Source organism: Kitasatospora sp. NPDC004272, from assembly GCF_053603035.1.
On sequence record NZ_JBSGET010000140.1, the window covers coordinates 1 to 23,324 of the forward strand.

Annotated in this window: 24 protein-coding genes and 1 riboswitch; of the genes, 15 read left to right on the plus strand and 9 right to left on the minus strand. The window is 74.3% G+C overall.

The features are described 5' to 3' along the window. Window positions 1-258: 258 nt before the first annotated feature. Window positions 259-1,650, minus strand: a complete 1,392-nt coding sequence (locus ACWEO5_RS31365; protein ID WP_344551569.1) for an FAD-dependent oxidoreductase — start codon at window positions 1,648-1,650, stop codon at window positions 259-261. 254 nt (window positions 1,651-1,904) lie between these two features. After that, window positions 1,905-2,153 carry an SCO4226 family nickel-binding protein gene (locus ACWEO5_RS31370; protein ID WP_344551568.1) on the minus strand — a complete coding sequence of 83 codons (249 nt, stop codon included), beginning with the start codon at window positions 2,151-2,153 and terminating at the stop codon, window positions 1,905-1,907. 149 nt (window positions 2,154-2,302) lie between these two features. Then, window positions 2,303-2,430: riboswitch (FMN riboswitch) on the plus strand. Window positions 2,431-2,616: 186 nt separating this feature from the next. Here ACWEO5_RS31370 and ACWEO5_RS31375 point away from each other — a divergent pair. From ACWEO5_RS31375 to ACWEO5_RS31415, 9 genes are all read left to right on the plus strand, one after another. After that, the gene (locus tag ACWEO5_RS31375; protein WP_344551567.1) at window positions 2,617-3,276 is read left to right on the plus strand and encodes a riboflavin synthase; all 660 of its coding nucleotides are present in this window, start codon (window positions 2,617-2,619) and stop codon (window positions 3,274-3,276) included. Further along, a complete protein-coding gene (locus ACWEO5_RS31380; RefSeq protein ID WP_452165552.1) occupies window positions 3,273-3,914 on the plus strand; it encodes a nicotinamide mononucleotide transporter family protein in 642 nt (213 codons plus the stop codon). Before ACWEO5_RS31375 ends, ACWEO5_RS31380 begins: the two co-directional genes overlap by 4 nt. Then, entirely contained in the window at window positions 3,911-5,176 is a 1,266-nt protein-coding gene (locus tag ACWEO5_RS31385) for a bifunctional 3,4-dihydroxy-2-butanone-4-phosphate synthase/GTP cyclohydrolase II (protein ID WP_452165553.1), read from the plus strand. Before ACWEO5_RS31380 ends, ACWEO5_RS31385 begins: the two co-directional genes overlap by 4 nt. Window positions 5,177-5,231: 55 nt before the next feature. Next, window positions 5,232-5,729, plus strand: coding sequence for a 6,7-dimethyl-8-ribityllumazine synthase (gene ribH / locus ACWEO5_RS31390; protein ID WP_344551564.1), 498 nt, complete (start codon window positions 5,232-5,234; stop codon window positions 5,727-5,729). Between the two features lie 114 nt (window positions 5,730-5,843). Further along, entirely contained in the window at window positions 5,844-6,116 is a 273-nt protein-coding gene (locus ACWEO5_RS31395; RefSeq protein WP_344551563.1) for a phosphoribosyl-ATP diphosphatase, read from the plus strand. Between the two features lie 47 nt (window positions 6,117-6,163). Further along, the gene (gene hisG, locus ACWEO5_RS31400) at window positions 6,164-7,012 is read left to right on the plus strand and encodes an ATP phosphoribosyltransferase (RefSeq protein WP_452165554.1); all 849 of its coding nucleotides are present in this window, start codon (window positions 6,164-6,166) and stop codon (window positions 7,010-7,012) included. Between the two features lie 55 nt (window positions 7,013-7,067). Next, window positions 7,068-7,517 carry a PH domain-containing protein gene (locus ACWEO5_RS31405; protein ID WP_344551561.1) on the plus strand — a complete coding sequence of 150 codons (450 nt, stop codon included), beginning with the start codon at window positions 7,068-7,070 and terminating at the stop codon, window positions 7,515-7,517. 212 nt (window positions 7,518-7,729) lie between these two features. After that, complete coding sequence (locus tag ACWEO5_RS31410) at window positions 7,730-9,067, plus strand: hemolysin family protein (protein ID WP_344551560.1); 1,338 nt, start codon at window positions 7,730-7,732, stop codon at window positions 9,065-9,067. Next, a complete protein-coding gene (locus ACWEO5_RS31415) occupies window positions 9,064-10,113 on the plus strand; it encodes a hemolysin family protein (protein WP_452165555.1) in 1,050 nt (349 codons plus the stop codon). The genes ACWEO5_RS31410 and ACWEO5_RS31415 overlap by 4 nt, the downstream gene beginning before the upstream one ends. Before the next feature lie 70 nt (window positions 10,114-10,183). Here ACWEO5_RS31415 and ACWEO5_RS31420 read toward each other — a convergent pair whose 3' ends face one another. From ACWEO5_RS31420 to ACWEO5_RS31435, 4 genes are all read right to left on the minus strand, one after another. Next, on the minus strand, window positions 10,184-10,813 hold the full coding sequence (locus ACWEO5_RS31420; protein WP_452165556.1) for a DUF4230 domain-containing protein: 630 nt from the start codon (window positions 10,811-10,813) through the stop codon (window positions 10,184-10,186). 143 nt (window positions 10,814-10,956) lie between these two features. Further along, window positions 10,957-12,786, minus strand: a complete 1,830-nt coding sequence (locus tag ACWEO5_RS31425) for an AAA family ATPase (protein ID WP_452165557.1) — start codon at window positions 12,784-12,786, stop codon at window positions 10,957-10,959. Window positions 12,787-13,092: 306 nt separating this feature from the next. Then, complete coding sequence (locus ACWEO5_RS31430; RefSeq protein ID WP_452165558.1) at window positions 13,093-13,728, minus strand: uridine kinase family protein; 636 nt, start codon at window positions 13,726-13,728, stop codon at window positions 13,093-13,095. A gap of 134 nt (window positions 13,729-13,862) precedes the next feature. Beyond that, a complete protein-coding gene (locus ACWEO5_RS31435) occupies window positions 13,863-14,267 on the minus strand; it encodes a hypothetical protein (protein ID WP_344551555.1) in 405 nt (134 codons plus the stop codon). 209 nt (window positions 14,268-14,476) lie between these two features. Here ACWEO5_RS31435 and ACWEO5_RS31440 point away from each other — a divergent pair, with 209 nt between their 5' ends. The 4 genes from ACWEO5_RS31440 (at window position 14,477) to fxsA (ending at window position 19,126) form a co-directional block, all read left to right on the plus strand. After that, entirely contained in the window at window positions 14,477-14,917 is a 441-nt protein-coding gene (locus ACWEO5_RS31440; RefSeq protein ID WP_030912915.1) for an AsnC family transcriptional regulator, read from the plus strand. Between the two features lie 50 nt (window positions 14,918-14,967). Continuing rightward, a complete protein-coding gene (locus ACWEO5_RS31445) occupies window positions 14,968-16,575 on the plus strand; it encodes an amidohydrolase (RefSeq protein ID WP_452165559.1) in 1,608 nt (535 codons plus the stop codon). Window positions 16,576-16,746: 171 nt separating this feature from the next. Beyond that, window positions 16,747-18,381, plus strand: coding sequence for an apolipoprotein N-acyltransferase (gene lnt / locus ACWEO5_RS31450; protein ID WP_452165560.1), 1,635 nt, complete (start codon window positions 16,747-16,749; stop codon window positions 18,379-18,381). Window positions 18,382-18,547: 166 nt separating this feature from the next. Further along, window positions 18,548-19,126, plus strand: a complete 579-nt coding sequence (gene fxsA / locus ACWEO5_RS31455; RefSeq protein ID WP_452165561.1) for an FxsA family membrane protein — start codon at window positions 18,548-18,550, stop codon at window positions 19,124-19,126. Window positions 19,127-19,259: 133 nt separating this feature from the next. Here fxsA and ACWEO5_RS31460 read toward each other — a convergent pair whose 3' ends face one another. The 3 genes from ACWEO5_RS31460 to ACWEO5_RS31470 form a co-directional block, all read right to left on the minus strand. Continuing rightward, the gene (locus ACWEO5_RS31460) at window positions 19,260-19,634 is read right to left on the minus strand and encodes an RNA polymerase-binding protein RbpA (protein WP_014134296.1); all 375 of its coding nucleotides are present in this window, start codon (window positions 19,632-19,634) and stop codon (window positions 19,260-19,262) included. Window positions 19,635-19,881: 247 nt separating this feature from the next. Further along, window positions 19,882-21,504 carry a hypothetical protein gene (locus ACWEO5_RS31465; protein ID WP_452165562.1) on the minus strand — a complete coding sequence of 541 codons (1,623 nt, stop codon included), beginning with the start codon at window positions 21,502-21,504 and terminating at the stop codon, window positions 19,882-19,884. 124 nt (window positions 21,505-21,628) lie between these two features. Beyond that, window positions 21,629-21,823, minus strand: a complete 195-nt coding sequence (locus ACWEO5_RS31470) for a hypothetical protein (protein WP_014134294.1) — start codon at window positions 21,821-21,823, stop codon at window positions 21,629-21,631. 347 nt (window positions 21,824-22,170) lie between these two features. Here ACWEO5_RS31470 and ACWEO5_RS31475 point away from each other — a divergent pair, with 347 nt between their 5' ends. Beyond that, entirely contained in the window at window positions 22,171-22,608 is a 438-nt protein-coding gene (locus tag ACWEO5_RS31475; RefSeq protein WP_452165563.1) for an ankyrin repeat domain-containing protein, read from the plus strand. Window positions 22,609-22,746: 138 nt separating this feature from the next. Continuing rightward, on the plus strand, window positions 22,747-23,324 hold a 578-nt coding region (locus ACWEO5_RS31480), incomplete at its 3' end, for a GNAT family N-acetyltransferase (protein WP_452165564.1).

Genomic DNA, 23,324 nt, shown 5'->3' on the forward strand with positions numbered 1-23,324 from the left:
TGCAGATGTCGCAATCCACACCAGGCCAGAAGGCCCTCACTCATTTCAAGATCACCACACCGTGAACCCCGTCACCAACCTCCATGGTCAGAACATCTAGTGCCGCGACGGGCGAAGGTCGCCTGACGCGGCACTGGACCGGAGAACGCCCCGACCGGGGCGCGGGGAACCGCGCGCGGCGGTAGGGGCACGCCGGCAGGATCGCGAAGCGGTGCGAGTGACTGCCCGCCCCGCGATCCTGCTGCGCGTCCACCCGCGCTACCGCAGGTTGTTGCGCTCCGCGGACCTCTCGCTGCGCGACGCGTCCAGCATCCCGACCCGCTCGACGACCTTCACCCGCTCGCGGCCCTCGGCCGCGCCGAGGGCCTTCTCGTGGGCGTCCAGGTGGTGCCAGCCCTCCCAGGTGGTGAAGTCGACGCCGCGGCCGCGCAGGAAGTCGACGACGGCGTCCTCGGACGGCTCGGCGGCGGGCCGCAGCAGGCCCGCCCCGTGGTCGGCGACCAGGCAGGCGACCGTCTCGTTGGCGTCGCCCTTGGTGTGGCCGATCAGGCCGACCGGGCCGCGCTTGACCCAGCCGGTGACGTACACCGAGGGCAGGTGGGCGCCGTTCTCCTGGACCCGGCCGGCCTCGTGCGGGACGGTCGAGCTGAGCGGGTCGAAGGGCAGCTTGGCGAGTTCGTCGGAGCGGTAGCCGACGGCGCGGTAGACGGCCTGGACGGGCCACTCGCGGAAGGTGCCGGTGCCCACCGTGTTGCCGGTGCCGTCGAGTTCGGTGCGCTCGGTGCGCAGCGCGACGACCTTGCCGTCCGCGCCGAGCACCTCGACCGGGTTCTCGAAGAAGTGCAGGTGGATGCGGTGCGGCCGGTCGCCGACGTCGCGGATGGCCCAGTTCTCCAGCGTGGAGGCGACCATGTCGGCCTGCTTGTTGGCGCGCCGGGTGGCGATCGAGGCCTCGTCGTAGTCGATGTCCTCGGGGTCGACGATCACCTCGATGGTGGGGGAGTGGTCGAGCTCGCGCAGTTCCATCGGGGAGAACTTGGCCTGCGCGGGGCCGCGCCGCCCGAACACGTGCACCTCGACGGCCCGGTTCGCGGCCAGGCCCTGGTACACGTTCGGCGGGATCTCGGTGGGCAGCAGCTCGTCCGCGGTCTTGGCGAGCACCCGGGCGACGTCGAGCGCGACGTTGCCGACGCCGAGGACGGCGACCTGCTCGGCCTCCAGCGGCCAGCTGCGCGGGACCTCGGGGTGGCCGTCGTACCAGGAGACGAAGTCGGCGGCGCCGTACGAGCCGTCCAGCTCGATGCCGGGGATGTCCATGTCGCGGTCGGCCTCGGCGCCGGTGGCGAAGACCAGGGCGTCGTAGAAGCGGTGGAGCTCGTCGAGCGAGAGGTCGCCGGGGTAGTCGACGTTGCCGAGCAGGCGGACCTGCGGCTTGTCGAGGACCTGGTGCAGGGCGGTGATGATGCCCTTGATCCGGGGGTGGTCGGGCGCGACGCCGTAGCGGATCAGGCCGAAGGGGGCGGGCAGGCGCTCGATCAGGTCGATCGAGACGCCGGGGGCGGCGGCCAGTTCGGACTTCAGCAGCGCGTCGGCGGCGTAGATCCCGGCGGGGCCGGAACCGACGATGGCCACCCGGACGGGGCGGGGCATGGGCAGGTACTCCTGTTCGACTCGGGGCGCGTACCGCCCAGCCTGACGACCGCCGGACGCGCCCGGTACCGGGCTCCGGCTTATGCCGTCATAAGCCGGAGCTATGGCCCCCCAAAGTTCCGCCTATGCGGAGACCCCGTGCCCTCCAGCATGCACCAGCCCGCGCCGAACCCCTCCCGGCCCCCGCCCCGGACTGCCGGGAGCGGGGCGGGGCGGGAGGGGCCGGGGGCGGGGGCCGGGAGGGGCCGAGGGGCTCAGACCTGCAGCGGCACCGGGTGCACCTCGTCGGCCGGGTGTCCGGTGCGCTCGTGCACGCGCTGCACGGCCTCCCGGGACGGGGCGGAGGACAGGCAGTAGACGGTGCCCGAGTCCGGGTCGGCCCAGGCCTGCCGGAACTCGACGCCCTCGGCGCCCTGCGCCGCGAGGTCCGCCTCGTGCGCGGCCTTCAACTGCTCGGCGGTGATGCCCGCCATCCCGTGGTGGACGTCCATGAACATCGCCATGGCGGCTCAACTCCTCGGCCGGGAGCCCTCCGTGCGGAGGGCTGTTCCCTTCCACGGTGCGCCGCCGACGTGAAGCAGGCCACAGGGCACGTCCTTGCGGCCGGACCGCCCGCGCGTGCAAGAATGTGGGTGCAGTAGCAGTGACGTTCAGCGCACTCCGGGGTCGGTGAAAATCCGAACCGGCGGTTACAGTCCGCGACCCGTCCGCAGCCAGCGGCCGGTTGACCAGGTGAAATTCCTGGACCGACGGTTAAAGTCCGGAAGGGAGGCGTGCGCGGCGGACGAAGCGTGTCAGCACCGCGGCCCACCCGAGGCCGGGGTGCGAGGAGCAGGACGGCAGCGAACCCGTGCCTCGGCGAGGAAGCCCAGGCGCCCCGGGTGCGTCCCGTCCGGCATGCGTCCGCAGTCAACTCCCACGAGCCGCCCCGGAGTCCGCGCCCCTAGTAGCGCGAGGAGAACCCGGGTGTTCACCGGCATCATCGAAGAGCTCGGCGAGGTCGTCTCCATCGAGGAGATCGGCGAATCCTCGCGCATCCGCCTGCGCGGTCCGGTCGTGACGGCCGACGCCCGGCACGGCGACTCGATCGCGGTCAACGGCGTCTGTCTGACCGTCCTCGACGGAAACGAGCAACTGGCCGACCGCGACGGCGAGTTCAGCGCCGACGTGATGCGCGAGACGCTGCGGCGCTCCAGCCTCGGCGTGCTGCGCCCCGGTTCCCGGGTCAACCTGGAGAGGGCGATGGCGCTCGGCGCCCGGCTCGGCGGCCACCTGGTGCAGGGGCACGTCGACGGCACCGGCACGCTGCTCTCCCGCGCGCCCGGCGACCTCGACGCGGACGGGAATCCGCGCTGGGAGGTGCTGCGTTTCAGCCTTCCGCAGCCGATCTCGCGCTACCTGGTGGAGAAGGGGTCGATCACCGTGGACGGAGTGAGCCTGACCGTCGTCGAGGCGGCCGCCGACTCGTTCACCGTCTCGCTGATCCCCGCCACCCTCGCCCTCACCACGCTGGGCGCCAAGCAGGTCGGCGAGCCCGTCAACCTCGAAGTGGACGTCCTCGCCAAGTACGTCGAGCGGCTGCTCGACTCCCGTGCGCTGCCCGACACCCTGGGGGGTACCAAGTGAGCTCCTTCGCCGAACTGACCTTCACCGCCTTCGGCGAGCAGGTGAAGGTCGCCGACATGGTCGGCAACCTGATAGGCCTGACCGGCCTGGTCCTCGGCTGGCGCCGCTCGGTGCTGACCTGGCCCGTCCAGCTGCTGGCCGGCGCGGTGCTGATCACCGCCTTCTGGAACAGCCAGATGCCCGGCCTGATCGGCAAGCAGGCGATCGTCGTGGTCGCCTCGGTCTGGGGCTGGACGCAGTGGCAGCGCGGCCGCCGCGACACCGGCGAGGTCGAGGTCCGCTTCGCGAACCTGACCGAGCGGGCCGTGCTGGTGGCCGCCACCGCGGCCGGCACCGCCGCCGTCGCCGCGCTCTTCCACGCCAACCCGCAGCTGTCCTGGAACCCGCTGCTGGACGCGTACATCTTCGTCGGCACGCTCGCCGCGATGTACGCCCAGGCCCGCGGCTGGGTCGAGTTCTGGTTCGCCTGGATCGCCGTGGACCTGATCAGCGTCCCGTACTCGTACGCCCACGGCTACGTCTTCTCCGCCCTCACCTTCACCGTCTACTTCGTCCTGGTGGTGGCCGGCCTGGCCAGCTGGTGGACGAAGGCCCGGGCGGCCCGCACCGCCCCGATCCCCACCGGAGCCGCCGCATGAGCACCGAGCCCGCCGAACAGCCGCTCGCCCTCGATCCGGTCGAACGGGCGATCGCCGACATCGCGCTCGGCCGCGCCGTGATCGTGGTCGACGACGAGGACCGCGAGAACGAGGGTGACATCGTCTTCGCCGCCTCCGCGGCCACCCCCGAACTGCTGGCCTTCACCGTCCGGTACTCCTCCGGCGTGATCTGCGTGCCGATGACCGGCGAGGAGCTCGACCGGCTCAAGCTGCCCCCGATGACCCGGGTCAACGAGGACCGCAAGGGCACCGCGTACGCCGTCTCGGTGGACGCCCGCGACGGCGTCTCCACCGGCATCTCGGCCGCCGACCGGGCCCGCACCGTCAAGCTGCTGGCCAGTGCGGGCACCGAGCCCGCCGACCTGACCCGCCCGGGGCACGTCTTCCCGCTGCGCGCCGTCGACGGCGGCGTGCTGGTCCGCCCCGGCCACACCGAGGCCGCCGTCGACCTGGCCCGCCTCGCCGGGCTCGCCCCGGCGGGCGGCATCGCCGAGGTGGTCAACGACGACGGCACCATGGCCCGGCTGCCCGAACTGCACGCCTTCGCCCGCGCGCACGGCCTGGCGATCATCTCGATCGAGGACCTGATCGCCTACCGCCGCCGCACCGAACTGCACGTGGACCGCGCCGCCGTCACGCAACTGCCCACCGAGCACGGCGAGTTCACCGCCGTCGGCTACCGCGGCACGATCGACGGCATCGAGCACCTGGCCCTGGTGGCCGGCGGCCTGGACGCGGACGGCCGGCTCCCCGACGGCGAGGACGTGCTCGTCCGGCTGCACTCCGAGTGCCTGACCGGCGACGTGTTCGGCTCGCTGCGCTGCGACTGCGGCCCCCAGCTGCAGACCTCGCTGGCCGCCGTCGCCGCGGCCGGCCGCGGCGTGGTGCTCTACCTGCGCGGCCACGAGGGCCGCGGCATCGGCCTGGCCCACAAGCTGCGCGCCTACCAGCTCCAGGAGCAGGGCCTGGACACCGTCGACGCCAACCTCGACCAGGGCCTGCCCGCCGACGCCCGCGACTACTCGATCGGCGCGCAGATGCTCACCGACCTCGGCGTGCGCTCGCTGACCCTGCTCAGCAACAACCCGGCCAAGCAGACCGCGCTCACCGAGTACGGCCTCAAGGTCGCCGCCCGCCGCCCGCTGCCCACCACCGCGAGCGAGCACAACCTGCGCTACCTGCGCACCAAGCGCGACCGGATGGGCCACGACCTGCCGTGGCTCGACGACGACGGCAAGTAAGCACCCCGGCAAGCAGACCGACCCACCGTCAGCAACCGAACAGAGGAAAACGCACATGGCCGGCCACGGAGCCCCCGTCCTGTCCCCGGAGAGCCTGGAGAACACCGCCGACCTGCGGGTCGCGGTGGTCGCCGCGCAGTGGCACGAGCAGGTGATGAACGGCCTGCTGGACGGCGCCCGGCGCGCCCTGGAGGAGCTCGGCGCGGCCGACGGCGCCACCGTGCTGCGCGTCCCCGGCACCTTCGAGCTGCCGGTCGCCGCCAAGCGGCTGGCCGACGCGGGCTACGACGCGGTGGTGGCGCTGGGCGTGGTGATCCGCGGCGGCACCCCGCACTTCGACTACGTCTGCCAGGGCGCCACCCTCGGCCTGACCCGGGTGTCGGTGGACACCGGCGTCCCGGTCGGCTTCGGCGTGCTCACCTGCGACACCGAGCAGCAGGCGCTCGACCGGGCCGGGCTGCCCGGCTCCGCCGAGGACAAGGGCCACGAGGCGGTCACCGCCGCGGTGGCCACCGCGGCCGCGCTGCGCGCGCTCGCCAAGGCCCGGGACTGACCGGACGGACACCGGCGGCCGGGGCCCGGCCGCCCGTCCGGTCGTCCATCCGACTGTCCACGGTGCGAAACCGTTTACCGTACGTCAGCCCGCACCCCGTAAGGTGAGCCCATCATGGCTTCCAAGACATTCGAGGAGCTCTTCGTCGAGCTCCAGCAGAAGGCCGCCACCGGCGACCCCGCGACCTCCCGCACCGCCCAGCTCGTGCAGCAGGGCGTCCACGCGATCGGCAAGAAGGTCGTCGAGGAGGCCGCCGAGGTCTGGATGGCCGCCGAGTACCAGTCGCCCGAGGAGGCGGCGGAGGAGATCTCGCAGCTCCTCTACCACGTCCAGGTGATGATGCTCGCCCGCGGGCTGACGCTCGAAGACGTCTACAAGTACCTCTAAGCCCCAGCCCCACCACATTGATCGCCAACGCGAAGGGTTCGCCTCTCATGCTCCGCATCGCCGTCCCCAACAAGGGTTCGCTCTCGGGTCCCGCGGCGGAGATGCTCCATGAGGCCGGTTACCGGCAGCGCAAGGAGGCCAAGGAACTCGTCCTGGTCGACCCGGACAACCAGGTCGAGTTCTTCTTCCTGCGCCCGCGCGACATCGCCGTCTACGTCGGCTCCGGCCGCCTCGACGTCGGCATCACCGGCCGCGACCTGCTGCTGGACTCGGCCTCCGAGGCCGAGGAGGTGCTCGCGCTCGGCTTCGCCGGCTCGACCTTCCGGTTCGCCAAGCCGGTCGGCACCGGGATCTCCGGCGTCCAGGACCTCGACGGCCTGCGGATCGCCACCTCGTACACCGGCCTGGTCGAGCAGCACCTCGCCGAGCACGGCGTGAAGGCCACCGTCACCAAGCTGGACGGCGCGGTCGAGACCGCGGTGCACCTGGGCGTCGCCGACGTGATCGCCGACGTGGTGGAGACCGGCACCAGCCTGCGCAACGCGGGCCTGGAGGTGTTCGGCGACCCGATCCTGGTCTCCGACGCCGTGGTGATCCGCTCCAAGGGCGCCGGCGAGGACGCCGCGGTCGAGCAGTTCCTGCGCCGGCTGCAGGGCGTGCTGGTGGCCCGCCGCTACGTGCTGATGGACTACGACATCCGCGCCGAGAAGGTCGGCGAGGCCGTCGCCCTCACCCCGGGCCTGGAGTCGCCGACCGTCTCGCCGCTGCACACCGAGGGCTGGGTCGCGGTCCGCTCGATGGTGCTCCGCAAGGAGGCCCAGCGGATCATGGACGACCTCTGGTCGCTCGGCGCCCGCGCCATCCTGGTCACCAACATCCACGCCTGCCGCATCTGACCCGCCACCGGACGGGGGCCGCCACCCCTGGCCCCCGTCCCCCCTGGAGCCACCCGTGTCCACCGCCACCGCCGCCGCCCTGCCCGTCACCTGGGCGCCCCGCCGCAACCGCGCCGTGCTCTACACGCTGTGCGTGGTGATGGTGGTGCTGTTCTCGGTGCTCGCCGTCGCGCTGCCGGAGAGCTGGCAGTTCAACGACCGGGCGATGATGGTCGGTTCCGGCCTGCTGTTCGCCGCGGTCGGCCTGATGCTGGCCCGCCCCAAGGTGGTCGCCGACGAGGCGGGCCTGACGGTGGTCAACTTCGTCCGCAGCCGCCGGCTGTCCTGGGCCGAGGTGGTCCGGGTGAACTTCAAGGCCGGCGACCCCTGGGTGATGCTCGACCTCGCGGACGGCACCGCGCTGGCCGCCGTCGGCATCCAGCCCGGCGGCGGGCGCGAGCAGGCCATCGCCGCCGCCCGCGCGCTGCGCGACCTGGTCGAGCAGCGCGGCGCCGCGCGGGCATGAGCCTGACACGCCCCCGGACGGACGGGTCGAACGGGCCCAAAGAAGCGTTCGGGTATCGTCTACGCTGGTAAAACCGCGGCAAAGCCCCCGCAGTTCCGGGCCGCCCGCGTCCACCCGCGACCAGAGGAGTGACACCTCCCCTCGATGGACGATCCGTCCGGTAGTACCCGCGCCGCCGCGCACGTTTCCAGCCGGGAGAGGCGGGCGGCCCGATGACCACCGCCTGGCTCATGCTGCTCGCGGCCCTCCTGCTCATCCTCGCCAACGGCCTGTTCGTGGCGGCCGAGTTCGCGTTCGTGACCGCCGACCGCGGCACCGTGGAACGCGCCGCGGCCCAGGGCGACCGCAAGGCCAGGAGCCTGTCCAAGGCCCTGCACCAGCTGTCCTTCCAGCTCTCCGGCGCCCAGCTCGGCATCACCATCACCTCGCTGGTGGTCGGCATGCTCGCCGAACCGGCGCTCTCCACCCTGCTCGGCCCGGTGTTCACCGCCGTCGGCCTGCCCGAGTCGGCGGCCCGCGGCACCGCGGTGGTCGTCGGCCTGGTGCTGGCCACCGTGATCCAGATGGTGATCGGCGAACTCGTCCCGAAGAACTGGGCGATCTCCCGCCCGATGCAGGTCGCGCACGCCGTGGTCGGCCCGCAGCGGGTGTTCTCCGCCGCCTGCCGCCCGCTGATCGCCTTCCTCAACGGCTCCGCCGACCGGATCGTCCGGATGTTCGGCGTCGAACCGCAGGAGGAACTCGGCCACGCCCGCACCGCCGACGAACTCGTCGCGCTGGCCCGGCACTCCTTCCAGGCCGGCGTGATGGACGAGCAGTCCGCGACGCTGTTCGTCCGCACCCTGGGCCTGCGCGAGCTGACTGCCGAGTCCGTGATGACCCCGCGGATCGACGTGGCCGCCCTCCAGGAGGACGCCACCGCCACCGACGTGCTCAACCTCACCCGGGCCACCGGGCTGAGCCGCTTCCCGGTGTACGCCGACAGCCTCGACGAGGTCACCGGCACCGTCACCCTCAAGGACGCCCTGGCCGTCCCCGCCGCCCGGCGCGACCACACCAGGGTCCGCCACCTGTGCGCCCCGCCGCTGCTGGTCCCCGAGACCATGCCCGCCGAGCGGCTGCTGGACCTGCTGCGCGGCCGCGAACCGATGGCCGTGGTGGTCGACGAGTACGGCGGCACCGCCGGCGTCGCCACCATCGAGGACATCGTCGAGGAGGTGGTCGGCGAGGTCCAGGACGAGCACGACCCCGCCGACACCCCCGACCTGCGCCCGCTCGCCCCGCGCGACGGACTGCCGGTCTGGGACGCCGACGGCCGGGCCCGGCTCGACCAGCTCGCCAAGATCGGCCTCAACGCCCCCGACGGGCCGTACGAGACGCTCGGCGGCCTGCTCGCCGACCTGCTCGGCAAGCTCCCCGCCGTCGGCGAACGCGCCCAGCTGCCCGGCTGGGAGCTGACCGTGACCGCCGTCGACCGGCACCGCACCAGCCGGGTGGAGGTCCGCCGGGTTCCCGAGGACGACCGGCACGATCAGGACGGCACCCGATGAGCGCCCTGCAACTCGCCTTCTCGCTGCTCCTGCTGCTCGGCAACGCCTTCTTCGTCGGCGCCGAGTTCGCCGTCATCTCGGTGCGCCGCAGCCAGATCGAACCGCTCGCCGAGGCCGGCGACAAGCGCGCCCGCACCGTGCTGCACGCGCTGTCCAACGTCTCCGCGATGCTGGCCGCCGCCCAGCTCGGCATCACCGTCTGCTCGCTGCTGCTCGGCGCGCTCGCCGAACCCACCATCGCGCACCTGCTGGAGCCCGCCTTCCACGCCCTCGGCGTGCCCGACTCGGCGATGCACCTGCTGAGCTACGCCATCGCGCTGAGCATCGTGGTCTTCCTGCACATGGTGATCGGCGAGATGGTCCCGAAGAACCTCGCGCTGGCCGGCCCGGAGAAGGCCGCGCTCTGGCTCGGCCCGCCGCTGGACCGCCTCGCCCGCCTGCTCGCCCCGTTCATCGCCTTCCTGAACGCCTTCGCCAACGGCGTGCTGCGGATGTTCCGGGTCGAGCCCAAGGACGAGGTCGACTCGGTCGCCACCAGCGAGCAGCTGCTGCTGATGCTCACCGACTCCGGCGAAGCCGGCCTGCTCGACGACAGCCGCCGCGAACGCCTGGAGGACGCCCTGGAGATGGGCAGCCGCCCGGTCACCGAGGTGCTGCTCGCCCCCGAGCAGCTGGTCACCGTGGGCCGCGAGGTCACCGGCGAGGAGATCCAGCGCCTCGCCGTGCGCACCGGCTTCTCCCGCTTCCCGGTCGCCGACGAGCACGGCACCGTCCTCGGCTACCTGCACCTCAAGGACTCGCTGGAGGCCGACGACCTCACCGCGCCGATCCCGGCCCGGCTGTGGCGGCCGATCACCGTGCTGCGCTCCGGCCTGCCGCTGGACGACGCGCTCGCCGCGATGCGCCGCGCCGCCGCCCACCTGGCGGCCGTGGTCGACCCGGACGGGCGCCAGCTCGGCCTGGTCGCCCTGGAGGACGTGCTGGAGGAACTGGTCGGCGAGGTGCACGACCCCGACCACCGGCCCCCCACCGCCGCCCAGCGCTGACGGCGCGGCCCGCGAGGGCCGGGGCCGCCCCCCGCTCGGGGGGGCGGCCCCGGCCCTCGCGGCCGTCCGGTCAGGCCACGGTGACCGTGACCTGGGTGAAGCCCAGCGAGGTCAGCAGACCCGTGAGCATCGTCTTGGTGTTGCTCTCCGCGGTCGCCGTCAGTTCGGTGTCCTTCGCCGCCTTGTCGATCTTCTCGACGGCGAGCATCTCCACCTTGTGCTGGTCCTCCGCGGTGCTGTCCGAGAACAGGTCGCCGAGCCGGTCGAACAGGCCGCGCTCGTGCGAGTACATGTAGGAGCGCTTGACGTCCAGCGCCGCCCCGGCGAGCTGCGCGTGCGGGACGGTGATGGTCGCCGTCCGCCGGTCCTCGGAGACCTTCACCGAGTCCGCCCCCAGCTTGCCGAGGTCCACGTACGCCTCGACGCTGCCCGCGCCCACGTACAGGCTGCGGGTGCCCAGGATCGCCGAGGGCAGGAACTTGGCCTCGTTGGCGAGGTCCACGATGACCTGGAAGTCGCCGGTGGCCGCGTTGTAACGGCTCATGTTCTGGATGGACTTGAGCACCACCGGCTGGCTGCGGTCGACGGTCTTCTCGGCGAAGGGGTTGGGCACCCCGGGCAGCCAGCCCAGGTTCGCCATCCCCAGGAACAGTGCCAGGATCACGGCCAGCGTGACCGGCAGGGAGACGTACCAGGGCACCCCGCGGCGCCCGGCCGTCCGCTCATCCGTCCGGCGCGGCGCGGGAGCGTCCCCCGACCGCCGCGCACCGGACTTCCGCCCGTCCCCGGCGCTCGGCGCCGGGACGTCCTCCGACCGCTCCGGCCGGGACCTGCGCAGGCCCTTCACCGGTAGCCGTCGATCAGCTCTCCGTACGCCTGCAGCAGGTCCGGCAGGCGCAGCGTCGCCAGGTCCTCCCGGGAGGGGGCGCCGCGCTGGCCGGACAGCCGCAGGTCGCGGTAGGCGCAGGACTTCTCGTACAGGGTGCGGACGAAGCGGCCGTTGCCGAGCTGGTCGATCCAGCCCTCGGTGACGACGTGCCCGCAGATCGAGGACAGTTCCTCGGTCGCGTCCACGTCCCATCCGTCGCCGTCGGTCTGCGCCAACTTCAGCCCGATGTCGGTCAGTTCGGCGGGCCGGTAGGAGGGGAAGTCGACCCGGGTGGTGAATCGGGAGTTCAGGCCCGGGTTCGTTGCCAGTAGTCGATTCATGCCGTCCGGGTACCCCGCGAGGATGACAACCAACCTGTCCCGATTGTCCTCCGCCCGTTTCAGGAGCACCTGCAGCGCCTCGTCGCCGTACGCGTCGCCCTTGCTGTAGCCGGAGTTGGCCAGCGAGTACGCCTCGTCTATGAACAGCACGCCGTCCAGCGCCGAGTCGATCAGCTCGTTCGCCTTCACCGCGGTCTGGCCGAGGAACTCGCCCACCAGGTCGGCCCGTTGGGCCTCCACCAGGTGGTCGCCGGAGAGCAGCCCGAGGGCGTGGAAGACCCGGCCGAGGATCCGCGCCACCGTGGTCTTGCCGGTGCCGGACGGGCCGGAGAACACGAAATGCCGCTTGGGCGGCTGCACCGGCAGCCCGCGGTCGGCGCGCAGCCGGGCCATCCGCAACTGCGCGGACAGCGCCCGCACCTGGCGCTTGACCGGGTCCAGCCCGACCATCGCCTCCAGCTCGGCCAGCGCCTGGTCCAGCTGCAGCCGGGCGGCCGGCGCCGGGTTCGGCCCGGCGGCCGGGACCGCCAGCGCGGCGGGCCAGTTGCCCGGCCGCGGCGGCGCGGCGGCCGCGCCGCCGGCCCGCTCGGCCAGCTGCGCCCGGCCCGACTCGGCCGGGGCCGGGTCCTCCTCGGCGCAGGCCTCCTCGCTCACCCCGCCGGAGCCGCCGCGGTACTCCGCCGGCTCCAGCTCCTCCAGCTCCTCCAGGGCGGTCGCCGCGCCCCGGTACTCGCCGAACACCTCGCCGTCCAGCAGCCCGTCCTCGGCGGCGATCGCGGCGAGCCGCTGCTCGGTGTCCATGAACGCCGGGTCGGCCCGGTGCACCGCCCGGTACAGCGGCAGCGCCGCCGCGCTGCGCCCCGCGCCCTCGTACGCCCGGGCCAGCCAGTAGCGCAGCTCCTTGCGCTGCGGCTGCTCGGAGCGGCAGCGGGTGAGCGAGGCGGCGAGCGGGCGCTGGGCCTGCGCGCACATGTCGAGCCGGACCCGGGCCATGCCCGCGAACAGGCCGGCCTCGATGCCCAGCACCGGGTCGTCCAGCAGCCGGTCGGTGTCCCGGATCAGCTGCTCCCAGTCCTTGAGCAGGTAGGAGCGGCAGGCGTGCAGGAAGCGCACCGCGGGCTCCTGCTCGGGCGGCGGACACTGGGTCAGCGCCTGTTCCAGCTCGGCCAGGTGACGGCCGTCCAGCCAGTGCGAGGCGTGCGCCAGGGCGAGGTCCCGCGGGGTCTCCAGCACCGGCTGCACCCACCAGCCCAGCCAGTACCAGGAGCTGAGCGGGCGGCGGTGGCGCTCGCGCTGCTCGCCGAAGCGGTCCCGGTGCCGCTGCATCGCCAGCAGGGCGCCCGCGGTGTCGCTGCGCAGCGCGTGCAGGCCGAGCCAGGCGTCGGCCATGCCGGGGTCGACGTAGACCGCGGCGCGGAACTCCTCCTCGGCGCGGGCGTACGAGCCGGCCGTGTAGGCGTCCATGGCACGCGACCAGGCGCGGTCGGCGTCCGGATCCGGACCCGCCGCGGCGGGACCCTTGCCGCCGGAACTCTCCACCGTCACTGACGCCCCCCGCCAGACCTCGGGGCGCTCCTCTGCGCGCCTGCGTGGCATGGTACCGGCGCGGCGCTGATCCGTAAGGGTGGCGCGCGGCTCGAATGGCGCGAGACGATCGCTCGGCGGGGGGCGCGCGGGAGGGCGGGACGGCGCCTCCGGCTCACGGGGGAACAAGCCGGAGACGCCGTGTCTGTGGTTGCGGATTCAACTGGTTTCCGCGACACGCAGAACTTAGATCCTGCTGACGTCGCAGGTCAAGGGGGGTCTACGCGAATCACTCAGGGTGCTCCGGAGGATTCGCCCGGTGACCCCGTCGACCAGCGCGTCCGCGTGCGGACGGCTCGGGTCGGCCGCGAAGTGCGCCTGTTCCGCACACGACCAGCCCGCCCAGAACTCGGCCAGTTCCGGACCGTCCCGCAGCTCCCCGCGGGCCCGCGCCGCGGCCTGGTCCAGCTCCATCCACAGCAGCGCCGCCAGGTGCGGGCGCACCGCCCGCCGGCCCGCGCCCACCCCCTCCAGCAGCACCACCGGCGCCACCGGCACCTCCCGCGCGGCGCCGAACTCCCGGGCCGTCCAGTCGTACACCGGGTGCCGGCCCACCGCGCCGCGGGACAGCGGCTCCAGCACGCCCGCGCGCAGCCGCTCCGTCCAGCCGAACGGCTCCCGGTGGGTCGCCAGGTCGTCCAGGTGCACCACCGGGGCGCCGCCGAGCGCGGCCGACAGCCGCCCGGCGAAGGTGGTCTTGCCGGAGCCCGCGTGCCCGTCCACCGCGACCAGCCGCACCGGGCCGCCCGGCGCGGGCGGCAGCGCGAGCAGGTCCGCGGCCAGCGCGGACAGGCCGGGCGCGTCGGGGGAGGGGGTGTCCATCCGGCCAGGGTACGGGGGCCGGGGCCGTCGCCCGCGGGGCGAGGCGGGGTGATCCCGGAGGGCACCGCGTGCGGCGCCCTCGCCAGGACGTCGGACCGCCCGGGGCGGTCCGGCTTCTCGGGTCGTGCGCGGACTCAGGCCGCGCGGCGGTGCTCGCGCTGCGCGGGGACGGATGCGCGCACCGCGCGGTGGGCCCCGGCGTGCGAGAACGGCTGGGTGCGCCAGTCCAGCGCGGTCGGCAGCATGACCAGGTCGCCCAGGCCCTCGCGCTCGGGCTGCTCCTCGCACTCCGGCAGGTCGGCGGTCGGCGCGCCGGTGCCCCGGCAGATCGCGGGCTGGAAGGGGTTCCACGCGGAGGTCAGCACCGCGTGCTGGGGCAGCCGCTCCTCGTCCCCGATCAACGCGATCGGGCGGTCGCACTCCGGGCAGTGCACCCGGACGATCTCCCAGGTGTCGGCCGCGCCCGGGTCCGTCCCGAAGGACGCCTCGGGCGCGCCGGGTTCGTCCTCGACGTCGGGGCGCTGGTCGGTGGAACGCATCGTGATCCCCCTAGGATCGGGCCGGAGCCTCTCGTGGTCCGGGCCACCAGCAGCACTTCCCATTGACGGCACGTCATAACCCTGCACTCCGGCGCACGGTGATGCATTCCTTGTGTTCCTCGCCACATTCCGTTGGCATGTGCCCCCCACATGCGCCCCCGGAGAGCTGCCCGCACGGACCCGGCCGCGATCGAGTAGGTTGACGCCTTGTGGAGGAACTCGACCAGCGCATCGTCCAGCTGCTGCTGCAGGACGGACGGATGAGCTACACCGACCTGGGCAAGGCCACCGGCCTGTCCACCTCGGCCGTGCACCAGCGGGTGCGCCGCCTCGAACAGCGCGGCGTGATCCGCGGCTACACCGCGATCGTCGACCCCGAGGCGGTCGACCTGGCGCTCACCGCGTTCATCTCGGTCAAGCCCTTCGACCCCAGCGCGCCCGACGACACCCCCGAGCGCCTGGTCGGCCTGCCCGAGATCGAGGCGTGCCACAGCGTCGCCGGCGACGAGAACTACATCCTCAAGGTCCGCGTCCCCGGCCCCGGCGACCTGGAGGACCTGCTCGCCCGGATCCGCACCGCCGCCGGCGTCTCCACCCGCACCACCGTCGTCCTCTCCACCCCCTACGAGGCCCGCCCGCCCAAGCTCTGACCCGCCGCCCCGGTCCGGCCGCCGCCGTCCGCGGTGCGAGACTGGACGCCATGACCGAACGCACCGACCGGACCGTGCTGCTGCGCGGCGGCAACGTCTACAGCCCCGCCGACCCCTTCGCCACCGCCATGCTGGTCGAGGGCCGGCACGTCGCCTGGGTCGGCAGCGACGGAGCCGCCGAGGCGTACGCCGACACCGTCGACGAGATCGTCGAACTGGACGGCGCCCTGGTCACCCCCGCCTTCGTCGACGCCCACGTGCACGCCACCTCCACCGGCCTCGCCCTCACCGGCCTCGACCTCACCGACTGCCGCTCGCTCGCCGAAGCCCTGGACCGCACCGCCGCGTTCGGCGCCTCCTTCGCCGACGGCGCCCTGATCGGCCACGGCTGGGACGAGACCCGCTGGCCCGAGCACCGCGCCCCCGCGCTCGCCGAACTCGACGCCGCCGCCGGGGACGCCCCGCTCTACCTCTCCCGCACCGACGTCCACTCCGGCCTCGCCACCAGCGCGCTGCGCGCCCTCGTCCCCGGCCTGGACGCGCTCCCCGGGTACGACGCCACCGGCCCGCTCACCCGGGACGCCCACCACGCCGTCCGGCAGGCCGCGCTCGCCCACCTCACCCCCGCCCAGCGCCGCGACGCCCAGCGCGCCACCCTGCGCCGGGCCGCCGAACTCGGCATCGGCACCCTGCACGAGTGCGCCGGCCCGCAGATCTCCTCCGCCGAGGACCTCGCCGCGCTGCTCGCCCTCGCCGCCGAGACCGACGGCCCCGAGGTGTACGGCTACTGGGGCGAACCCGGCCCCGAGGGCATCGAGACCGCCCGCCGCCTCGGCGCGGTCGGCGCCGGCGGCGACCTGTTCGTCGACGGCGCCCTCGGCTCGCACACCGCCTGCCTGCACGACCCCTACACCGACGCCGACCACACCGGCACCGCCTACCTGAGCGCCGCCGAGATCGCCGAGCACGTCACCGCCTGCACCGAGGCCGGCCTGCAGGCCGGGTTCCACGCCATCGGCGACGCCGCGATCGCCGCCGTGGTGGAGGGCGTCCGGGCCGCCGCCGACAAGCTCGGCCTCGACCGGGTCAAGGCCGCCCGGCACCGGGTCGAGCACGCCGAGGCGCTCAGCTACGAGACCCTCGCCGCGTTCGCCGAACTCGGCCTCACCGCCTCCGTCCAGCCCGCCTTCGACGCCGCCTGGGGCGGCCCCGACGGCATGTACGCCGAGCGCCTCGGCGCCGACCGCGCCGCCGCCCTCAACCCCTTCGCGGCGATGCTGCGCACCGGCGTCCCGCTGGCCTTCGGCTCGGACGCGCCGGTCACCCCGCTCGACCCGTGGGGCACCGTCCGGGCCGCCGCCTTCCACCGCACCCCCGAGCACCGGATCTCGGTCCGCGCCGCCTTCACCGCGCACACCCGCGGCGGCCACCGGGCACTCGGCCACGACGCCGACGGCGTGCTGGTCCCCGGCGCGGTCGCCTCCTACGCGGTCTGGGCCACCGGCGACCTGGTCGTGCAGGCCCCCGACAGCCGGGTCGCCGGCTGGTCCACCGACCCCCGCTCCGGCACCCCCGGCCTGCCCGACCTCACCCCCGGCGAGCCGCTCCCGGTCTGCCTGCGCACCGTGGTCCGCGGCCGCACCGTCCACCGGCGCTGACCCGCCGGCGCCGCCGCCGCCCGGCCGTCCGCCCGCTGACGGGCCGTCGGGCGCACGGCGCGGGGCCCTCGGGGGAGTGAGGTACCTTTCCTGGGACGTCGAACGAGGTGGAACGCGTGTGCGCCCCCTCCCGGCGGAGACGATCCCGAGGTAGAGAGGTGGTGCGCACAGGTGGCACTGCCCGTTTCGCAGGAGCAGCCGGTGGCCGCGCAGGACCCGGAGCCGCCGGCGCCCGCGCGGGGCACCCGCAAGGCGTGGTGGGCCCGGACGGGGCTGGCCGCGCTGTCCGGCCTGGCGCTGGCGTTCGCGTTCCCGCCGTTCGACGTCTGGCCGCTGTCGATCCTCGCGGTCGCCGCCCTGGCGCTGCTCACCCGCGGCCGCACCGCCCGGCACGGCGCCTGGATCGGCTTCGCGTTCGGCGTGCCGTTCTTCGTGGTGCTGCTGTCCTGGCTGCGCCCGGTCGGCTGGGACGCCACGGTCGGCCTGTCGCTGATCGAGGCGCTGTTCCTGTCGCTGATGGGCGCCGGCGCGGCGCTCACCTCGAAGCTGCGCGGCTGGCCGCTGTGGGGCGCGGTGCTCTGGGTCACCCAGGAGTGGATGCGCGACCGGCTGCCGTTCGGCGGCTTCCCGTGGGGCCGGCTGGCGTTCGCCAACACCGCCAGCCCGCTCACCCCGCTGGCCGCGCTCGGCGGCGCCCCGCTGGTGACCTTCGCGGTCGCCGCCGCCGGCACCCTGCTGGCCTGGGCCGTGCTCAGCGCCGCCCGGGCCCGCCGCACCGACACCGAGATGCCCTGGCGCACCGCGGTGGGCGCGGTGGGCGCGCTCGCGCTGGTGCTGGTCGGCTACACGGTGCCGGTGCCCACCTCGGCCGACGACACCGTCAAGGTCGCCCTCGTCCAGGGCAACGTGGACCGCCCCGGCATGGACTTCCTGGGCCGCCCGATGGAGGTGCTGGACAACCACGCCACCGCCACCGAGCGGCTCGCCGCCGACATCGCGGCCGGCAAGGCCGCCCGGCCCGACGTGGTGATCTGGCCGGAGAACGCCTCCGACCTGGACCCGTTCACCGACCCGGCCGCGTACGCCCGGATCGACGAGGCGGTCAAGGCGGTCGGCGTGCCCACCCTGGTCGGCGCCCTGGTCGACGGCCCCGACGAGCAGCACGTGCAGAACGAGGGCATCGTCTGGGACCCGGCCACCGGCCCCGGCGCCTCCTACACCAAGCAGCACCCGGTGCCGTTCGGCGAGTACGTGCCGTTCCGCACCGAGCTGTCCAAGGTGATCAGCCGCCTGCAGCGGGTCGCCCGGGACTTCTACCCCGGCGACCACAACGGCGTGATGCAGCTCGGCCCGGCCCGGATCGGCGACGTGATCTGCTTCGAGGTCGCGTACGACGAGATCGTCCGGGACGCCGTCAACCAGGGCGGCCGGGTCATCGTCGTGCAGACCAACAACGCCACCTACAACCGGACCGGGCAGACCGAGCAGCAGCTCGCGATGTCCCGGCTGCGGGCCGTCGAGCACGGCCGGGCGGTGCTGATCGCGGCGACCAGCGGCGTCTCCGCGGTGATCGCCCCGGACGGCACGGTGGAGCAGCGCACCGGCGAGATGGAGCAGGCCGTGCTGAACGCGGTGGTGCCGCTGCGCGACGGCACCACCGTCGCGGACCGGGTCGGCGCGGCGCCCGAGTGGGTGCTGGCCGTGGGCGGCGTGCTGGTCTGCGCGTTCGCGGCGACCGGCGCGGTGCGCCGGCGCAGGGCGCAGGGCCGCGCCGCCGCCGAGCGGGAGGCCGACGCCGCGGCCTGAGCCGCCGCGGGGCCGCCGACGGCCCCGGGAACCGCGCCGTGACCCCTCCGACCCCGTCGGACCAGGAACACGGCGGGCCCCGGGGCCGTTGTGCTGGATGGTGCCGTGGACGCGGCCGGAGAGGCCGGCCGCCGCGGAGAGCACCGCGATGGAGTGGATCCGTACCGTGTCCCAGCAAGCAACCCCGGCCCGCCCGGCCCGCCGAGGCAGGCTCGCCCGAACCGTGCCGCTGCTGGTCGCCGCCTGGCTGGTGCTGGAGATCTGGCTGCTCACGGTGGTGGCCGGCTGGATCGGCTGGTTCCTGACGCTCGTGCTGCTGGTCGGCGGGGTGTTCCTCGGCGGCACGGTGATCAAGCGGGCCGGGGCGCGGGCCTTCCGCGCCGCGGTCGAGCTGTCCAAGGACCCGCAGTCCGCGCAGCCGCAGACCGGCACCTCGATGACGGTGCTGGCGGGCGTCCTGCTGATGATCCCCGGCTTCCTGTCCGACCTGCTGGCGCTGACCCTCCTGCTGCCGCCGACCCGCGCGCTGTGGCGCGCCGTCGGCCGCCGGATCACCGGCTCGGCGCTGCGCTCCACCTCCCCGGTCGGCGCGGACCGGTTCGCCGACGCGATGCGCCTGCAGGAGCAGCTGCGGATCCACCGCCCCGACGGCAAGGTCGTCCAGGGCGAGGTCGTCGACCCGCCGGCCGGCCCGCGCGGCCCGGCCGGTCCGGAGACCGGGTACCGCCCGCCGATCACGCCCTGACGGCCCGGCCGGCCGCGGCCCCGGGCCGACGCCCGGCGCGATCACGAGCCCGGCCTGACGCCCGACGGTCGCGGACGCCGAAGGGCCCCCGGGGGGAACCGGGGGCCCTTCGGCGTGGTGCGGCGTCCGGCCGTCAGGCGGACTTGCGCGAGTCGCGCGGGTGGATCGCCAGGTTCATCCCGCCGGAGCGCAGGACGGCCAGGCGCTCGGCCAGGACCTCCTCCAGCTCCTCACGGGTACGGCGCTCCATCAGCATGTCCCAGTGGGTGCGGGTGGGCTTGGTCTTCTTCTCCTCCGGCTCCTCGCCGTCGAGGAGGGCGGCCTCCTGGCCGCAGAAGCGGCACTCCCACACCACGGGGATCTCCGCCTCGACCGAGAACGGGACCTCGAATCGGTGTCCGTTCTGACATGCGTACTCGACGGTCTGGCGCGGTGCCAGGTCAATGCCGCGGTCGGTCTCGTAGCTGGTCGCCCCGAGTCGCGTGCCGCGGAGAGCTCGCTCGCTCATGAATCGTGCCTCCCGGGCTTCTTGCCCACAGGACTAGTGGTCGCTGTCTTCGTCGCTGGGTCCAACGCTCGACCTCCGACGAAGATTCCCGTCCGGGACATACGTCGCCTGTCGTGCCGCCCCTGTTTGTACCCATGGTGGCCCGTTTTGTCACATCTGCGCGGTGTTATCACCCGGCGTGTCACATTTTGTGCACTTATGGTCCGCCGAAGCCCGCCGGGGCGACCGGCACTTCCGCCGGACCTTCTTACCAGAGCGGACGGGGGCGCACCGGCGAGGTTCCCCCGGCCGGCTCACCGACCGGCTCACCGGTCAGGTCCTTCACCAGGTCCGCCGGGGCCGGCTCCGCCACCACCTCGGCGAGCAGCGGGGCCGGGGCGGCCGCCCCGGCCCGGGCGTCGCGGTGCGGCAGCAGCGCCGCCACCGCCTCCCGCAGCGGGGCCGGGGCGTCCTCGTCCAGCGGGTCGACGGTGACCGGGACCTGCAGCCGGACCGGGGCCGCGGCGCCGATCCGGGCGTAGCCGCGCCCGGGCGGGGTGTGCGCGGCGGGCGCGATGTCCAGCGGGCCGCCGAGCGCGGCCGGGCCGGACTCGGCGTTCACCGGGCCGAGCACCACCCGGGTGCGGGTGCAGGTCCGGACGGTCGGGGAGATCCGCTCCCGGGCCTCCAGCACGTCCGCGAACACCACCGTCACCCGGGCCGCCCGGCCGTGCCGCAGCGGCACCTCCAGCAGTTCCTGCGGGTCGGTGCGGCCCTCGGCACGGGCCAGTTCGGACAGCTCGGTGAGGCGGTCCAGCAGGATCCACAGCGGACGGGTCACGTCGGCCGGCGCCGACAGTCCGTGGTGCCGGGCCGCGTTCAGCGCCACCAGCCGCCGCTCGGTCTCCCGCGCGCACCACTCCAGCGCGGCCAGCGCCCCGTGCAGGCTGGTCTCCACGGTGTGCACGCCCGGACGGTTCACCAGGCAGGCGTGCTCGCCGGTGCTCGCCCCGTCCACCACCACCAGGTCGCCGTGCGGGAGCGCCTGCAGCGCGATCGAGCGCAGCAGCGTCGAGGTGCCGTGGCCGGGCGCGCCCAGCGCCAGCAGGTGCGGCTCGGCCGAGCGCGGGCCGACCCGCCAGATCACCGGCGGCTGCTGCTCGGTGACGCCGCCCTGCTCGACCGGGATGGTGCGGTGGCTGCCCGCCTCGTCGGTGAAGCCGAGCACGATCTCGCCCGGCGCGGTGACGAAGCGCTGCGCGGCGACGTCGGCGGGCAGCGGGGCCAGCGCCGCCACCCGCAGCCGGTTGGACTCCTCGTCCCAGTCGAAGCGGTACTCCCGCGAGCGCCCCGCCTTGCCCTGCACCACCTGCTCGATCCGGGCCCGGGCGGCCGGCTCGGTGTCGGTGAAGTACGCCGGGTAGGCGATCTCCAGTGCGGCCAGCCGGCCGTCCTGGTCGAAGGCCCACTCGCTGAACGCCGACTTCCACTCGCCGTCCACCCGGTACAGCGCGCCCGGGTCGTCGTAGCCGCCGAAGTACGGGGTGAGCGCCGCGTACAGGGCGGGCAGCTTGACGTCCGCGGCGTCCGGCACGGGCTCCGACGGGGCCTTGGGGGAGCGGCCGACCCAGGCCGCCGAGGCGACCAGGGCGACGATCGCCAGCAGCGGCCCGTGCGGCAGCAGGAAGACGCCGAGCAGCACGGCCGCGCCGACCAGCAGCGTCGGGCCGCGCCGCTCCTTCGGGGTGGCCGCCCAGCGGGCCTTGGCCCAGTCGGCGTGGCGGCGCAGGCCGCGGCCGATCAGGGCCAGCGGCGCGAACACGTCGGCGGCGTGGTCGCCGGCGCTGCGGGCGAGGTCGCGGCCCCGGGTGAAGTGGCGGGTGAGGGACATGCGGGCTCCGGAGGGCAGGGAGGGGACGGGAGCGGGGGACGGCGGGGAACCGGCCGGGGGAGGTTGGCAGAAGGCCCGGGGCGGTGGGGATGTCCGCGCCCGGGCCGTGAGGAGCAGGGACCGCTCAGAACTTCAGGCCGCCGATCAGGCTGGCCAGGCTCGCGCCGCCCGCCTGGATGCTCGGGGCGATCGAGGAGCCCGCGACGTAGAAGCCGAACAGCGCGCACACCAGGGCGTGCGAGATCTTCAACCCGTCCCGGCGGAAGAACAGGAAGGCGATGACGCCGAACAGGACGATGCCGGAGATGGAGAGAATCACGGGATTGCTCCTCACGAGGGGCGGGGACGGTGTAACGGAAAGTGCCTTAATGGTGACAAGAAGTAATAGATGATGGGGTGCGGCAAACGGGTGGATCTCACCCGGGCACCCGGATCGGCGGTATACGTCCCGCGGTTCGGCGACGCACGGGGCCAGTGGATCGCACCGGCGCAGTCAGGCGTCCCCGCGCGGGGCGCGCCCGCGCCCCGCGCACCCGGAATTCGCCCGAACGGCGCTGCCGCACCGCATCCCGGCGGGCCCGCGGGGGCGTCCGCTAGCGTTCGCGGTGGCACCAGCAGGACGAGTCGCGGCCCGCACGGCCGCCCACCCGGAAGGCGGAACACCCCATGACCGACCCCACCGCGCAGGCCGGCACCTCCGCGACCGACGGACCCGCCGGGCAGCCGGACGCCGAGGTGATCGCCCTGGCCGGGCGGCTCTTCGACGCCGCCCGCGCCGGCGACGCCGCGCTGCTGGCCGCCTACCTCGACGCGGGCACCCCCGCCGACCTGACCAACGACCGCGGCGACACCCTGCTGATGCTCGCCGCGTACCACGGCCACGCCGCCGCCGTCACCGCGCTGCTGGAGCACGGCGCCGACGCCGACCGGGCCAACGACCGGGGCCAGACCCCGCTGGCCGGCGCCGTCTTCAAGGGCGCCACCGAGGTCGTCGAGGCGCTGCTCGCCCACGGCGCCGACCCGCGGGCCGGGACGCCCTCCGCGCTGGACGCGGCCCTGATGTTCGCCAAGGACGAGCTGGTCGCCCGCCTCACCCGGGGCTGAGCCGGTCCGCGCCCGGCCCGCGCGCTCGGGCCCGGGGCCGGGCCGGGCGTTCGGGCCTGGCCTGGCCCGGTCCGCGTGTGCGGGCAGCGGGCCGGGGGCGGGGTCGGGGGCGGGAGGCGGGCCCGTACCCTGGGCGCCATGGAGATCCGCACCACCGGCTTCGGACACCCCGACGCCCAGCAGCTCGCCGCCGACGTCCAGCAGGAGTACGTCCGCAGGTACGGCGACGGCGACCAGACCGCCATCCGCACCGACCACTTCGACCCGCCCACCGGGCTGTTCGTGATCGGCTACCAGGACGGGCGGCCGGTGGCCTGCGGCGGGTGGCGGGCCAAGGAGCGGGACGCGGACGGGCTGCGCGACGGGGACGCCGAACTCAAGCGGATGTACGTCGTCCCGGACGCCCGCGGCCAGGGCCACGCCCGCGCCGTGCTGCGCCACCTGGAGGACACCGCCGTCGCCGCCGGGCGGACCCGGCTGGTGCTGGAGACCGGCACCCTGCAGCCCGAGGCGATCGCGCTCTACACCTCCGAGGGCTACGCCGAGATCCGCAAGTTCGGCTACTACAAGGACCACGAGCAGAGCGTGTGCATGGGCAAGGAGCTCGTCCCCGCCACCGCTCACCGACCACGAGGTCACCTACTCGGTGGAGAAGCTCGACGTGCTCGCCGACGCCGACGTCATCCTGATCCCGAGGACGGCGGCCACCGGCGAGG